This is a genomic window from Pseudomonas sp. AKS31, from assembly GCF_023634765.1.
Taxonomy (GTDB): domain Bacteria; phylum Pseudomonadota; class Gammaproteobacteria; order Pseudomonadales; family Pseudomonadaceae; genus Aquipseudomonas.
Genome location: NZ_JAMLFX010000001.1, coordinates 775,789 through 789,737 on the forward strand (window position 1 = coordinate 775,789; position 13,949 = coordinate 789,737).

The window sequence follows — 13,949 nt, forward strand, 5'->3', positions numbered from 1 at the left end:
CTCGTATCAGTAAAACATCGTCCGCGACTCTTCCAGGTCTTCGCACAGCGCTTTGTTCTCCGGATCAATCCCGAGCTTTCTGAACGCCGGTACAGTCAGCGGATCAATTCGCGCAAACGGATGATCAGTGCCCTTGTGGCAATACAGGCTTGCCACTTGCACCAGATCAACATAATCGATGTCCGCCGAGTCGCGTTTGAAATCCTGATACAGCCCCGGCAGCTCCACCAACCGCTCCGGAAACTCCCAGACCCGTAGCAGCTTGTCGCCGAGCAACGGGTGAATATGGTCGATCACATGGTTCAGGCTGACCGGATCCGACAGCAGTTCATAGTGATCTTCGGCGTAGGTCAGAATCGGCAGCACACCGATCTGATGCACCAGCCCGCCGAGGGCCGCCTGGTCGGGTTTGAGTTGTGTGTAGCGGCGGCACAACGCGTAACTGACCCCGGCAATTTCCAGACTCTTGCGCCAGACCTCGCGCATCTTCTGCTCGACCACCTCGGAGCGGGCGTGGAAGATCTGCTCCATCACCAGACCGATGGCCAGGTTGCTGCTGTAGTTGATACCCAGACGGGTGATGGCGGTGTGCAGGTCGGTGACTTCCTGAGCGGCGCGCAGCAGCGGGCTGTTGACCACTTTGATCAGGCGCGCCGACAGCGCCGTGTCACGGCCGATCATTTTGCTCAGGTCACTGACGCTGATCTCCGGGTCTTCCGCGGCCTTGCGAATCTGCAGGGCCACTTCCGGCAACGTGGGCAGAACCAGGTCATCGTTATCGATGGCCGCAACCAAATCCTGTTGGACTTTTTCCGCCAGTTCGCTCATTTAAACTCTCTAGGGTGTTGCAACAAATGCTGCGGTCAGCGCTGGATTTCGCGGTCGCGATCCAGTTCGTAAGGCAGGTCGAGCAGGTGCAGCGCCGGGCCTTCGAGAGAACCCACGTGCAGATCGCCCGCTTCGGCAGCTTCGGCCTGCAGCACCGCCAGGAGTTCAATGTTTTGCCCGGCCTTGGCGGCCAGCACCACTTCGCCGATGGCGCTGTTGTGGCTTGGCGCGAACAATTGTGTGCCAGGCTCCGGCAAATCAGCAGCGTCCAGGCTCAAGCGATACAGTCGCCGTTTGAGTTTGCCCAGGTACTGCATGCGCGCAACGATTTCCTGGCCGGTGTAGCAGCCTTTCTTGAAACTCACGCCGCCGACGGCCTGCAGGTTGAGCATCTGCGGGATGAACAGCTCGCGGGTGCTTGGCATGACCTGGCCGATACCGGCGCGGATCTGGCCCAGCAGCCATTGATTCAGCTCGGTTTCAGGCAGGGCAGCGGACACTTTGGCTTTGATCGCGTCAGCCTGATCGGCCGGGGCCCAGAGTTCGGCGCGATAGGGCGAGACGCGAATCGCGATCAGGCCTTCGTGACGTGCAACGCTGTCGGTTTCCGCGGGCAGGTCCAGACCTAGGCTGGCCAAGGCACTGTCGCCGAGCTCCAGACCGAAGCGCACCCAAGCGGCGCTTTCGTCGGTCAGTTTCGATTTGGAGAACACCGCGTACTTTTTCAGGTCCGCCAGTTGCGGCTCGAGCAGCTCGCTGGCCATTGCCAGGACTACACCGTCACCTTCGAGCAGAATGCGGAAGCTCGACTGCATCCGGCCCTTCTGTGTGCAACGGGCGCCGAGGCTGGCGCGATTGTCGCTCAGGTAATTGAGATTGCAGGTCAACTGGCCTTGCAGGAATTTTCCGGCATCCGCGCCGCGAACCGCGAGAACGCCTTCATGAGACAGGGTGCAGAAAAAAGCAGAATCGGCCATGGGTCTTCGCAGGGTAAATAGACTGGGGCACATCATAAGGGCGCGTTGGTGAAATGGGTAGTTGATAAAGGATCGGTGGTGCCCGACCAAAGCCGACTGTGCGACCCGCCTCGGCGCTGTATACTTGCCGCCAAATTTGAGGAGGGCTCCATGGTCGAACAAGTTGAACTGAATCGCCTCTTTTGGCACAGCCGTCGCGGCATGCTTGAGCTTGACGTGTTGCTGGTGCCATTCGTGAAAGAGGTTTATGCCGATCTAAACGAGGTGGATCGTGCGTTGTATGTTCGCCTGTTGGAGTGCGAGGATCAGGACATGTTCGGTTGGTTCATGGAGCGCAGCGAGTCTGAAGATCCGGAACTGCAGCGCATGGTTCGCATGATCCTGGACCGTGTCCAGCCCAAGTAATACGTTTGAATGCCGCTGGCATGCCTCACGGCAGCTGCTGGCGGCGTATCTGTTGGCCCAGGCGTTCGCAATGGGCTCCTTGTTTCTGCTTTCTATTCCACTCTGGGCCAGTCTGCTCGGCGCTTTCGCTTGCCTGCTTCACGGAATTTGGGTGCTGCCTCGGCAGATTCTGCTGAGTCATCCCAAGGCGTTTCGCGGATTGCGCCGCGACGCCGATGGCTGGCAGTTGTGGAATCAGGCGGACGGATGGCAGGCGGTACAGCTGCGCCCGGACAGTCTCGCGCTTCCGCTGATTGTGGTGCTGAGGTTCAGATTGCGTGGCGAATGGCAGGTCCGATCGATCTGTGTGCCACGGGACTCGCAGGCGGCGGATCTGCACCGACGCCTGCGAGTACGGCTCAAGTTCAGCCGACGTAGGTGGGCGGCACCAGAATAGTGTCGAGCGCCTCGGGCAACAGATCGGGATAGTCGAGGGTGTAATGCAGGCCGCGACTTTCCTTGCGCTCCATGGCTGAGCAGATCATCAGTTCGGCGACTTGCGCCAGGTTGCGCAGTTCGATCAGATCGCGACTGACCTTATAGTTGCTGTAGAACTCGTCGATTTCGTCCAGCAGCAGGCGCACGCGGTGCTGTGCCCGTTGCAGGCGCTTGTTGGTGCGCACGATGCCGACGTAGTCCCACATGAAACGCCGCAATTCATCCCAGTTGTGCGCGATGATCACGTCCTCGTCCGAGTCGGTGACCTGGCTGGCGTCCCAGACGGGCAGGGCGTTTGGGGCGGTGACATGGTCCAGTTGCGCGAGGATGTCGGCTGCTGCGGAGCGGGCATAGACGAAACATTCGAGCAGTGAATTACTGGCCATACGGTTGGCGCCGTGCAGGCCGGTGAAGCTGGTTTCACCGATGGCGTACAGACCGGGCACATCAGTGCGACCGTTCTGATCGACCATCACGCCGCCACAGGTGTAATGCGCGGCCGGCACGACCGGGATCGGCTGCTTGGTGATATCGATGCCGAAGCCCAGGCAGCGCTCATAAACAGTCGGAAAGTGACTTTTAATGAATGCTTCGGGTTTGTGGCTGATGTCGAGATAGACGCAATCGACCCCCAGACGCTTCATTTCATGGTCGATGGCTCGGGCGACGATGTCGCGCGGTGCCAGCTCGGCGCGCTTGTCGAAGCGGGACATGAAGCGTTCGCCATTGGGCAGCTTCAAATGGGCGCCTTCGCCGCGCAGGGCTTCGGTAATGAGAAAACTCTTGGCCTGCGGGTGATACAGGCAGGTCGGGTGGAACTGGTTGAACTCCAGGTTCGCCACGCGGCAGCCCGAACGCCAGGCCATGGCGATGCCATCACCGCAAGCGCCGTCGGGGTTACTCGTATAGAGGTAGACCTTGGCGGCACCGCCCGAGGCCAGAATCACGAAGCGTGCGCCGTAGGTGTCGACTTCGCCGGTTTTGCGATTGAGTACATAGGCGCCGAGGCAGCGTTCGCCTTCCATGCCCAAGCGCCGTTCGGTGATCAGATCGACGGCAACCCGCTGCTCCAGCAGTTCGATGTTCGAACGCTCTTTGGCCTGGGCCAGCAGGGTTTTGAAGATGGCCGCACCGGTGGCATCGGCCGCATGGATGATGCGGCGGTGACTGTGGCCGCCTTCACGGGTCAGGTGGAATTCAAACCCGCCGTCTTCAGTGCCGGACTGATCGTCGCGGGTGAAGGGCACGCCTTGATCAATCAGCCACTGAATGGCTTCGCGGCTGTGCTCGACGGTGAAACGCACAGCGTCTTCATGGCACAGGCCTCCGCCTGCGTTGAGGGTGTCATCGACGTGGGATTCGACAGTGTCGGTGTCATCCAGCACGGCAGCGACCCCGCCCTGGGCCCAATAGGTGGAACCGTTGGCGAGATCGCCTTTGCTCAATACGGCAATGCGCAAATGACCCGGCAGGGTCAGCGCGAGACTCAAACCGGCAGCACCGCTGCCTATGACCAGAACATCATGTTGGAATTGTTGGCTCATTACAGGATTCCGCTCAAAGCGACCCGGGTCGGGGGTGGTGCAAGACAGCTGGATCGGCGAGTCAAGACAGCCACACAGCCCACTAGTATATAGAGGGGGGGAGCGGCACAATAGCCGGGCCGATATGGCATTGTGAAACTACTGTGACCGAAAAAACCGTGTGCTTCGTCGGAAGTTTTTTTCACCCGTTGGGGGAAAAGGCGACTGTATCGGTGCTGAAACAGACTTTTTCTGCACAGGGTTGCCAAATGTCGGGTGGCGACGGCTATAAATAATTGGAACTTTTGCCAAAGGCCCAAGATCAATAGTCGGTGCCAGAGATAAGGGACAGTGTCGGCTTCAGTGCGGAATCTGCGGTTGGATTCCTGCCGGCGAAACCGATGACAAGATTATTCGCGCAGCCGGTTTATCCCGAGCTGCGTTTTTCGTGCGTGCCAAATCAGAGCTCGCAGGAAACTTGCCTGGAGGGGGAGAACTTTTGCGAAAAGCCCGAGTCTATGTTTGCAAGTCTGGTCGTTTAGTTATGCAAGTCTCCTTCGGGCTTATCGAGGAGTGTTCATGCTAACCCAGGAAGAGGATCAGCAGCTGGTCGAGCGCGTTCAACGCGGCGACAAGCGAGCTTTCGATCTGTTGGTGCTGAAGTATCAGCACAAGATTCTCGGGTTGATCGTGCGTTTCGTGCACGACACCCATGAAGCCCAGGACGTGGCTCAGGAAGCCTTTATCAAGGCGTATCGAGCACTTGGAAACTTTCGCGGCGACAGTGCGTTTTATACGTGGCTGTACCGTATTGCCATTAACACGGCGAAGAATTACCTGGTTTCACGCGGCCGCCGGCCGCCGGATAGCGATGTAAGTTCCGAAGATGCAGAGTTCTACGATGGCGATCACGGCCTCAAGGATCTCGAGTCACCAGAACGTGCACTGCTGCGGGATGAGATCGAAGGCACCGTCCATCGAACCATCCAGCAACTGCCAGAAGATTTACGTACAGCTTTAACTTTACGTGAGTTCGATGGTCTGAGTTACGAGGACATTGCGAGCGTCATGCAATGTCCGGTGGGTACCGTGCGCTCCCGGATTTTCCGCGCTCGGGAGGCCATCGATAAAGCCCTGCAGCCGTTGTTGCAGGAAAACTGAGACAGCGGCGACAGCCAAGAGAGGAACGCCATGAGTCGTGAAGCCCTGCAGGAATCGCTGTCCGCAGTGATGGATAACGAAGCGGACGAACTGGAATTGCGTCGAGTGCTCAATGCACTGGATGATGTTGATACCCGTGAGACTTGGGCTCGTTACCAGATCGCTCGGGCAGCCATGCACAAGGATCTGCTGCTTCCACGTCTGGATATCGCTGCGGCAGTGTCTGCTGCACTGGAAGACGAAACGGCCCCGGCCAAAGTATCTCGCAGCCCATGGCGCAACCTCGGCCGTCTGGCTGTTGCAGCCTCGGTGACTGTTGCCGTTCTGGCTGGTGTTCGTCTGTACAACCAGGATGAAATCGCCGGTGTTGAGCTGGCTCAGCAATCCAATCAGCCAACCCTGGCCACCCCACAGGTCAAAGGCCCGGCTGTTCTGGCAGGCTACAGCGAGAGTTCGGAAGCGACTGGCCCTATGGCTAACGGCGTTCTGCAAGGTCAGCCAGGCTGGCACGATCAGCGTCTGCCAGGGTACTTGCGCCAGCACGCCCAACAGGCTGCATTGAAAGGCACTGAAAGCGCGTTGCCATACGCACGTGCAGCAAGTCTGGAAAACCGTTAAGGAGGATCATGCGCGCCATACCTCTACTTTCGCTTCTGCTCAGTGGCTGGTTCATAGTTCCAGCCCACGCTGACGAGGCCCAGGACTGGTTGACCCGTCTGGGCCAAGCCGAGCAGCAGCAAAGCTTTCACGGCACATTCGTTTACGAGCGTAACGGTAGCTTCTCTACCCATAACATCTGGCATCGCGTCCAGAATGGCCAAGTCCGTGAGCGTTTACTCCAGCTCGACGGTTCGGCGCAGGAAGTCGTGCGCATTGATGGACACACTCAATGCGTCAGCGGCACCCTGATTGCCGGTCTGGGGGATTCCCCCAACTCGGCCGCTCGTCCTCTCGATCCGAAAAAGCTGAAAAACTGGTATGACCTTGCCGTCATCGGCAAGTCGCGCGTGGCTGGGCGAGACGCAGTGATCGTATCGCTGACGCCTCGCGATCAGCATCGGTACGGTTTTGAATTGCATCTGGACAAGAAAACCGGCTTGCCGCTGAAGTCTTTGCTGCTGAATGACAAAGGGCAGTTGCTCGAACGCTTCCAGTTCACCAGTCTCGATACTGACGAAGTACCGTCGGACAAAGATTTGCAGGCTGATGCCGACTGTAAAGCGATAACGCTCGACAGTGACAAGGCTTCGGCGGTCAAGACCGCTCAAGTCTGGCATTCAGACTGGCTGCCGCCGGGTTTTGAACTGACCAGCAGTACCTCGCACAGAGATCCGGAGACCAAGACTCAGGTCAACAGCCTGATGTATGACGACGGGCTGGCGCGTTTCTCGGTGTTCCTCGAGCCGTTGAACGGTGCGACGGTTACCGATACCCGCACTCAACTCGGTCCGACCGTGGCTGTTTCCCGTCGCCTGACCACGCCCGATGGCGAAATGATGGTCACGGTGGTTGGCGAAATCCCGATTGGCACCGCCGAACGAATTGCTCTGTCGATGCGTAATACTGATGGCACTGCAACCAGCAAGCAGTGAGCTGATTTCAGTCATTACCACTTCTTCGTCGAGACGTAGATGAAATGTTTGCTGAGCATTTTCATTTGCAAATAACCCGAAAATTTTTTATAGGTCAGTGCCTCACGGCTCTGGCCTTGTTTGTTGTTGCCGGAACAAAAATGCCGGTCGGTGGTTTCCGGTGTTCCTTGCTCCATATCGCTTAACCCTGCTCGTCGTAACGGGAGCTGTATGTCGATACCAAGTTTGAAATCCTATCTCTCCATCTTCGCCACTGTGCTGTTGCTCGGTCAGGCGGTGCCTGCGGCGCAAGCAGCCGATCTGCCTGACTTCACCCAATTGGTCGAACAAGCTTCGCCAGCCGTGGTGAACATCAGTACCACGCAGAAACTGCCGGATCGCAAAGTGAACCAGCAGATGCCTGATCTGGAGGGCCTGCCGCCGATGCTGCGCGAGTTCTTCGAACGTGGCATGCCGCCTCAGCAGCGTTCGCCGGGCGGTGGCGGTCGTCAGCGTGAAGCGCAGTCGCTGGGTTCGGGCTTCATCATCTCCTCGGATGGCTACATCCTCACCAACAACCACGTGATCGCCGATGCCGACGAAATCCTCGTCCGCCTCGCCGACCGCAGCGAAATGAAAGCCAAGCTGATCGGCACCGACCCACGTTCCGACGTGGCGCTGCTGAAAATCGAAGGCAAGGATCTGCCGGTATTGAAGCTTGGCAAATCCCAGGACCTGAAAGCCGGCCAGTGGGTCGTCGCTATCGGTTCGCCGTTCGGCTTCGACCACACCGTGACCCAAGGCATCGTCAGTGCCGTGGGCCGTAGCCTGCCAAACGAAAACTACGTGCCGTTCATTCAGACCGACGTGCCGATCAATCCGGGCAACTCCGGTGGCCCTCTGTTCAACCTGAACGGCGAAGTGGTCGGCATCAACTCGCAGATCTACACCCGTTCGGGCGGCTTCATGGGCGTGTCGTTCGCGATCCCGATCGACGTGGCGATGGATGTGTCCAATCAGCTGAAGACCGGTGGCAAGGTCAGCCGTGGCTGGCTGGGCGTGGTCATCCAGGAAGTGAACAAGGATCTGGCCGAGTCGTTCGGTCTGGATAAACCGGCCGGCGCGCTGGTTGCACAGATTCAGGATGACGGCCCGGCCGCGAAGGGTGGCCTGCAAGTCGGTGACGTGATCCTGAGCATGAACGGCCAGCCGATCGTCATGTCGGCTGACCTGCCACATCTGGTCGGCGCACTGAAAGCTGGCGCCAAAGCCAATCTGGAAGTGATTCGTGAAGGCAAACGCAAGAATGTCGAACTGACCGTCGGCGCGATCCCGGACGAAGACAAAGAGCTGGATGCGCTGCCGAAGTCCGGTACTGAAAGCACCAGCAACCGCCTCGGAGTGTCGGTGGGCGAGCTGACCGCCGAGCAGAAGAAAACCTACGACCTCAAAGGTGGTGTGGTGATCAAGGAAGTGCAGGACGGTCCTGCGGCGCTGATTGGTCTGCAGCCAGGTGACGTGATCACCCATCTGAACAACCAGGCTATTGGCTCCAGCAAGGAGTTCGGCGAGATCGCCAAGGCGCTGCCGAAGAACCGTTCGGTGTCGATGCGCGTTCTGCGTCAAGGTCGTGCCAGCTTCATCACCTTCAAACTGGCTGAATAATCCAGCGCCAAGGTAAAAAAGAAACCGCCTCGAAAGAGGCGGTTTTTTTATGCCTGAAGCTTTTGTCTGGATGGCTTGAGGCTTAGCCCATCATGTCCTTGATCATGCGTTCCTGCTCCATCAGCTCACGCTGGCGAGCATCGATACGCGACGACAACGGGAAGTTGCTGCCCGCCTTGCGCTTGGCGAAATCGAGTTGCTGGATCGCCTGGCGATAATCGCCAACCAAGGCGAAATACTCGGCGCGTGCCTGGTGCAGACCAATGATGTTCCCCGACAAACCACGGGTTTCGGCGACCTGATACCAGACATCCGGATCATCCGGGCGTGATTTGAGCAACGCTTCCAGCGCTTTTTCGGCATCGGCAGCGCGATTCTGTTTCAGCAGCAGATCGACGCGCACCTGATTCAACGGGTAGTTGCCCGGATATTGCGTGAGCATCCGGTCAACCCGCGATTGCGCGTCGGGCAAACGATTATTGGTGATGTCGAGATCGACCTGAGCGAGGTTGTAGATGATTTCGTTCGGCGAGGTGGCCAACAGTTGCTTGAGATTCTCGCGGGCCTCATTCAACTGACCGCCCTTGATCTGGGCAATCGCCAGACCGTAGCGCGCCACATCGTTTTTCGGGTTTTCATCCAGCTGCGCGCGGAAGCGCTTGGCGCCCAGGCCTGGGGTTTCTTCGTAGATCAACTGCACGCGCGCGCGGATCAACTGATAGCGCTTGGAATCTTCAATGCCGCCCGGTTTGGCCTGCTCGGCACGGTTGCGGGTGTCGGCAATACGCGATTCTGTCACCGGGTGAGTCAGCAGGAATTCCGGCGGCTTGGCATCGAAACGATATTGACGCATCAGGCGTTCGAACATGGTCGGCATCGAGCGCGGGTCATACCCGGCCTTTTCCAGATTGAGGATGCCGATGCGGTCGGCTTCCTGTTCGTTCTGGCGGGAAAAGGTGCGTTGCGACTGAATAGCCGCTGCCTGCGTACCGGCGATGGTCGCAATACCGGCATCGCCGCCACCGGCCGCCGCAATGACGATCCCGGCCAACAGCGCGGCCATCATCGGCACCTGCATCCGCTGCGAGGCCTCTACACCGCGAGCAAAGTGGCGTTGCGACAAGTGCGCCAATTCGTGCGCCAGTACCGAAGCGTATTCACCCTCGGTCTGCGCATTGAGGAACAAGCCACCATTGACCCCGACCACGCCACCCGGCGCCGCGAAGGCGTTGAGCTGCGGGCTGTTGATCAGGATGAACTCAAGACGCCGGTCACTGACCTGACTGGTTTCTACTAGCTTATAGACGCTGGACTCGACGTAATCCTTGAGCTGTGGGTCGTTAAGCTGGGAAACCTGGCTACGCAACATGGCCAGCCACGCGCGGCCGAGCTGGTATTCCTGTTGCGGCGAGACAATGGCAGAACTGGCGTCGCCGAGTGACGGCAGATCGTCGGCAAAGCCTGGTGAGGCGAGCAGGCAAGCGAGCGTCAGCAGGGTAGGGCGCAGAAAAGTCATGCACAAAGCCTTAGAAGACAAAGACCTTACTGTAGCCGGACACCGGAGCTGCGACCAGATATTCTAGGCAGCTCGACGACCTGAACCGGAGTGACGCAATGACTGACGCTGTAGCCCATGACGTGGAACTGGACGCCAGTGGCCTGAATTGTCCGTTGCCGTTGCTCAAGGCAAAAATGGAACTCAACAAGCTCCAGAGTGGCGCAGTCCTCAAGGTCATCGCGACCGACGCGGGCTCACAGCGCGACTTCCGCACCTTTGCCAAGTTGGCCGGTCATACGCTGCTGCGCGAAGAAGACGAAGCAGGCGTCTACCGTTACTGGTTGAAAAAGGCCTGAAACCGACAGCGTTAAATCTAAGGATTATTGATGTTCAAAGTGTTACGCGACTGGATTCAGCGCTACTTCTCCGACGAAGAAGCGGTGGTGCTGGCGGTGCTGCTGTTTCTCGCCTTCACAGCCGTGCTCACGCTCGGCGGCATGCTCGCGCCGGTGTTGGCGGGGATGGTGCTGGCGTATCTGATGCAGGGCCTGGTGGTCACGCTGGAACGTATGCGCGTGCCGGGTGGCGTGGCGGTAGGGTTGGTGTTCGCGCTGTTCATGGGCGTGCTGCTGCTTTTTATCGTCGTGGTGCTGCCGTTGCTCTGGCATCAGTTGATCACGCTGTTCAACGAGCTGCCAGGCATGCTCGCCAAATGGCAGTCGCTGCTGTTGCTGTTACCGGAGCGCTATCCGCACCTGGTATCCGATGAGCAAGTGTTGCAGGCGATCGAAGCGGCGCGTGGCGAGATCGGCAAGTTCGGCCAGTGGGCGCTGACATTCTCGCTGTCGAGTCTGCCGCTGCTGGTGAACATCATGATCTATCTGGTGCTGGTGCCGATTCTGGTGTTCTTCTTTCTCAAGGACCGGGTCATGATCGGCGAGTGGGTGCGTGGCTACCTGCCGCGTGAGCGCGCGCTGATCACTCGGGTTGCGCAGGAGATGAACCGGCAGATCGCCAACTACATCCGCGGCAAGGTCATTGAAATCGTGATTTGCGGCGGCGTGACCTACATCGCGTTTGTCACCCTCGGACTCAACTATGCGGCGCTGCTGGCATTGCTGGTCGGTATATCGGTGGTGGTGCCGTATGTGGGCGCGGTGGTGGTGACCGTGCCGGTGACGCTGATTGCGCTGTTCCAGTGGGGCTGGAGCGACCAGTTCATCTATCTGATGGCGGTGTACGGGATCATTCAGACACTGGATGGCAACGTGCTGGTGCCGCTGCTGTTCTCGGAGGCGGTCAATCTGCACCCGGTGGCAATCATCTGCGCGGTGCTGTTGTTTGGCGGGTTGTGGGGATTCTGGGGCGTGTTCTTTGCGATCCCGTTGGCGACGCTGTTCAAGGCTGTGCTCGATGCGTGGCCGCGCAAGGAGCCCGAAGTTTCGCCGCTGCTTTAGTGACTGATCAGCATTATTCGTTGTGGCTCAGGGCCTCATCGCTGGCAAGCCAGTTCCCAACAGGGTTTTCGGTGCACACAAAACCTGTGGGAGCTGGCTTGCCAGCGATGGCGTCAGCGAAACATCAGGCTTTATTCAGATCCTGAGCGGCTGCCAGAACCGCATCCACATGCCCCGGCACTTTCACGCCGCGCCATTCCTGACGCAGCACACCGTCCTTATCAATCAGGAATGTGCTGCGATCAACGCCCAGGTATTCCTTGCCGTAGAGCTTCTTCAACTTGATCACGTCGAACAGTTGGCAAACGGCCTCGTCCTTGTCGCTGATCAGCTCGAACGGAAACTCCTGCTTGCACTTGAAGTTCTCGTGGGACTTCAGGCTGTCGCGGGAGATACCGAAAATCTCGGTATTGGCGGCCTTGAATGCGCCGTACTGATCACGAAAGCCCTGACCTTCAGTGGTGCAACCCGGGGTGCTGTCCTTAGGGTAGAAATAGATCACCACTTGTTTGCCCTTGAGGGCGGACAGGCTGACAGTCTGCCCGCTGGTGGCAGGTGCTTCGAAATCGGCAACCGGTTGGTCGATGACAACGGCCATGAAAGCTTCCTTACATTGGGTTCTGTGGGCGCCAAGGCTCGATCAGTGCGTCCAGGTTCATCGCGTCGGAGAAGTCGAGGAACTGGTCGCGCAGCCAACTGATCTGGGTGCCGGCTGGCAGGGTCACGGTAAACGTGGCGTTGAGCATGGTGCCACCGGTCTGCGGCGCCTGGTACGTGTCGCAGGTCAGGTTTTCCAGTTCGACGTTGTGATCCATGAAGAACTGGCACAGCTCATTGATGATGTCCGGGCGATACGCCGAGCTGACATACGCCACATACGGCAGGGCCTGCGGACGATTTTCCAGCGGCGCGCTGCGCACCACGTTGGCGGTGAAAGCGTGTTTCTTGGCCAGGCCCGGCAGACTGCCTTCCAGGCGGGCGAGGGCGTCCCAGCTGCCGGAGACCTCGAGGACCAAAGCGCTGCACTCGCCGTGGCGAGTCAGGCGCGAAGTAACCACGGCGCAGCGATTTTCATGGCTGGCGCGGCACAGGACGTTGGTCAGCTCCATGGGGTTGGCGCCGAGGGCACTGATGACAAGGAATTGTTCGCGAACTGTGGGGGTGGACATGCAGCATTCCTAAAGCGATGAGCGGTCGGTAGGTTTACGGGCGTTGGCCACCGGGGAGTGCCTGTTCTGGCTGTCCGTACAAAGAGGCCCGGCAAGCGCTCGCGGCTCGCTCCACTATGGCGGGAGCGCGTCGATGCGACGCAGGAACGGGGTCTGGGAGGCCGTAAAGGGAGGCTGGAACCCGGCGTACAAGCTGATCAGTACCGATCAAAGTCTGAAGGGTAGCGAAAAGCGGCGCCAAGGGGAATGGCGGCAGCGCAGTACTTCGCTTGTGCAAGCATCTTGGCGCCAGTACCATTACCGCTCTCTTTTTCCGGCAGGAGCGGTTTCATGATTGCGGGCAGTATGGTGGCACTGGTCACTCCCATGGATGCACAAGGGCGTCTTGACTGGGACAGCCTCAGCAAACTCGTGGACTTCCATCTCAAGAACGGCACCCATGCCATTGTCGCGGTCGGTACTACCGGCGAATCGGCAACCCTTGATGTAGAAGAACATATCGCCGTCATCAAAGCCGTGGTCAAACAGGTTGCCGGACGCATTCCGGTCATCGCCGGCACTGGCGCCAACTCGACACGCGAAGCTGTCGAGCTGACCCGCAATGCCAAGGAAGCCGGTGCCGATGCCTGCCTGCTGGTGGTTCCGTATTACAACAAGCCGACTCAGGAAGGTCTGTACCAGCACTTCAAGCACATCGCTGAAGCGGTCGACATTCCGCAGATTCTCTACAACGTTCCTGGCCGCACGTCTTGCGACATGCAGGCCGAGACCGTGATTCGCCTGTCCACCGTGCCGAACATCATCGGTATCAAGGAAGCCACCGGCGACCTGAAACGCGCCAAAGCGATCATCGATGGTGTGAGCAAGGACTTCATCGTGCTGTCTGGCGATGATCCGACCGCCGTTGAGCTGATCCTGCTGGGCGGCAAAGGCAACATCTCGGTAACCGCCAACGTCGCTCCGCGCGAAATGGCCGACCTGTGCGAGGCTGCGCTCAAGGGCGACGCCGACACCGCACGGGCCATCAACGAAAAACTGATGCCGCTGCACAAAGACCTGTTCATTGAAGCCAACCCGATTCCGGTGAAGTGGGCTTTGGTAGAAATGGGCCTGATGCACGAAGGCATCCGCCTGCCACTGACCTGGCTGAGCACACCTTGTCACGAAACGCTCCGCTCGGCCCTGCGCCAGTGCAGCGTCCTGGTTTAATTGAGGAAG

The 13,949-nt window shown here is 58.8% G+C and carries 16 protein-coding genes; 9 read left to right on the forward strand and 7 right to left on the reverse strand.

Annotated elements, in window-relative coordinates; genetic code table 11:
* Window positions 1–6 precede the first annotated feature (6 nt).
* Entirely contained in the window at window positions 7–828 is an 822-nt protein-coding gene (locus M9827_RS03485) for an HDOD domain-containing protein (protein ID WP_250603510.1), read from the reverse strand.
* 35 nt (window positions 829–863) lie between these two features.
* Window positions 864–1,805: a CAF17-like 4Fe-4S cluster assembly/insertion protein YgfZ gene (gene ygfZ / locus M9827_RS03490; protein ID WP_250603512.1), complete on the reverse strand. Its 942-nt coding sequence runs from the start codon at window positions 1,803–1,805 to the stop codon at window positions 864–866.
* 150 nt (window positions 1,806–1,955) lie between these two features.
* On the opposite strand from ygfZ, the gene M9827_RS03495 reads away from it, so the two are divergent.
* Complete coding sequence (locus M9827_RS03495) at window positions 1,956–2,210, forward strand: FAD assembly factor SdhE (protein ID WP_095049216.1); 255 nt, start codon at window positions 1,956–1,958, stop codon at window positions 2,208–2,210.
* Window positions 2,194–2,646: a protein YgfX gene (locus tag M9827_RS03500; RefSeq protein WP_250603514.1), complete on the forward strand. Its 453-nt coding sequence runs from the start codon at window positions 2,194–2,196 to the stop codon at window positions 2,644–2,646. The genes M9827_RS03495 and M9827_RS03500 overlap by 17 nt, the downstream gene beginning before the upstream one ends.
* Here M9827_RS03500 and nadB read toward each other — a convergent pair.
* Window positions 2,615–4,231 carry an L-aspartate oxidase gene (nadB, locus tag M9827_RS03505; protein ID WP_250603515.1) on the reverse strand — a complete coding sequence of 539 codons (1,617 nt, stop codon included), beginning with the start codon at window positions 4,229–4,231 and terminating at the stop codon, window positions 2,615–2,617. The two genes, M9827_RS03500 and nadB, sit on opposite strands and share 32 nt — an antisense overlap.
* Before the next feature lie 558 nt (window positions 4,232–4,789).
* On the opposite strand from nadB, the gene rpoE reads away from it, so the two are divergent.
* From rpoE to M9827_RS03520, 3 genes are read left to right on the forward strand one after another with little or no spacing between them, the layout of a single operon-like run.
* Entirely contained in the window at window positions 4,790–5,371 is a 582-nt protein-coding gene (gene rpoE, locus M9827_RS03510) for an RNA polymerase sigma factor RpoE/AlgU (protein ID WP_003172477.1), read from the forward strand.
* 30 nt (window positions 5,372–5,401) lie between these two features.
* On the forward strand, window positions 5,402–5,989 hold the full coding sequence (locus tag M9827_RS03515; RefSeq protein ID WP_034153146.1) for a sigma-E factor negative regulatory protein: 588 nt from the start codon (window positions 5,402–5,404) through the stop codon (window positions 5,987–5,989).
* A gap of 8 nt (window positions 5,990–5,997) precedes the next feature.
* A complete protein-coding gene (locus M9827_RS03520) occupies window positions 5,998–6,963 on the forward strand; it encodes a MucB/RseB C-terminal domain-containing protein (RefSeq protein WP_250603517.1) in 966 nt (321 codons plus the stop codon).
* Between the two features lie 14 nt (window positions 6,964–6,977).
* Here the strand turns inward: M9827_RS03520 and M9827_RS03525 are convergent, their stop codons facing one another.
* Window positions 6,978–7,139, reverse strand: a complete 162-nt coding sequence (locus M9827_RS03525) for a hypothetical protein (RefSeq protein WP_007911405.1) — start codon at window positions 7,137–7,139, stop codon at window positions 6,978–6,980.
* 34 nt (window positions 7,140–7,173) lie between these two features.
* Here M9827_RS03525 and M9827_RS03530 point away from each other — a divergent pair, with 34 nt between their 5' ends.
* Window positions 7,174–8,607 carry a DegQ family serine endoprotease gene (locus M9827_RS03530; RefSeq protein WP_250603519.1) on the forward strand — a complete coding sequence of 478 codons (1,434 nt, stop codon included), beginning with the start codon at window positions 7,174–7,176 and terminating at the stop codon, window positions 8,605–8,607.
* A gap of 82 nt (window positions 8,608–8,689) precedes the next feature.
* Here M9827_RS03530 and M9827_RS03535 read toward each other — a convergent pair whose 3' ends face one another.
* On the reverse strand, window positions 8,690–10,123 hold the full coding sequence (locus M9827_RS03535) for a M48 family metalloprotease (protein WP_250603521.1): 1,434 nt from the start codon (window positions 10,121–10,123) through the stop codon (window positions 8,690–8,692).
* A gap of 98 nt (window positions 10,124–10,221) precedes the next feature.
* Here M9827_RS03535 and M9827_RS03540 point away from each other — a divergent pair, with 98 nt between their 5' ends.
* Both M9827_RS03540 and M9827_RS03545 read left to right on the forward strand, forming a co-directional pair.
* The gene (locus M9827_RS03540; protein ID WP_007911399.1) at window positions 10,222–10,461 is read left to right on the forward strand and encodes a sulfurtransferase TusA family protein; all 240 of its coding nucleotides are present in this window, start codon (window positions 10,222–10,224) and stop codon (window positions 10,459–10,461) included.
* Window positions 10,462–10,491: 30 nt separating this feature from the next.
* Complete coding sequence (locus M9827_RS03545; protein ID WP_250603523.1) at window positions 10,492–11,562, forward strand: AI-2E family transporter; 1,071 nt, start codon at window positions 10,492–10,494, stop codon at window positions 11,560–11,562.
* Window positions 11,563–11,686: 124 nt separating this feature from the next.
* Here M9827_RS03545 and M9827_RS03550 read toward each other — a convergent pair whose 3' ends face one another.
* Both M9827_RS03550 and M9827_RS03555 read right to left on the reverse strand, forming a co-directional pair.
* Entirely contained in the window at window positions 11,687–12,160 is a 474-nt protein-coding gene (locus tag M9827_RS03550; RefSeq protein WP_250603524.1) for a peroxiredoxin, read from the reverse strand.
* A gap of 10 nt (window positions 12,161–12,170) precedes the next feature.
* A complete protein-coding gene (locus M9827_RS03555) occupies window positions 12,171–12,731 on the reverse strand; it encodes a glycine cleavage system transcriptional repressor (RefSeq protein ID WP_034153153.1) in 561 nt (186 codons plus the stop codon).
* Window positions 12,732–13,061: 330 nt separating this feature from the next.
* Here M9827_RS03555 and dapA point away from each other — a divergent pair, with 330 nt between their 5' ends.
* Complete coding sequence (gene dapA, locus M9827_RS03560; RefSeq protein ID WP_093438308.1) at window positions 13,062–13,940, forward strand: 4-hydroxy-tetrahydrodipicolinate synthase; 879 nt, start codon at window positions 13,062–13,064, stop codon at window positions 13,938–13,940.
* Window positions 13,941–13,949 lie beyond the last annotated feature (9 nt).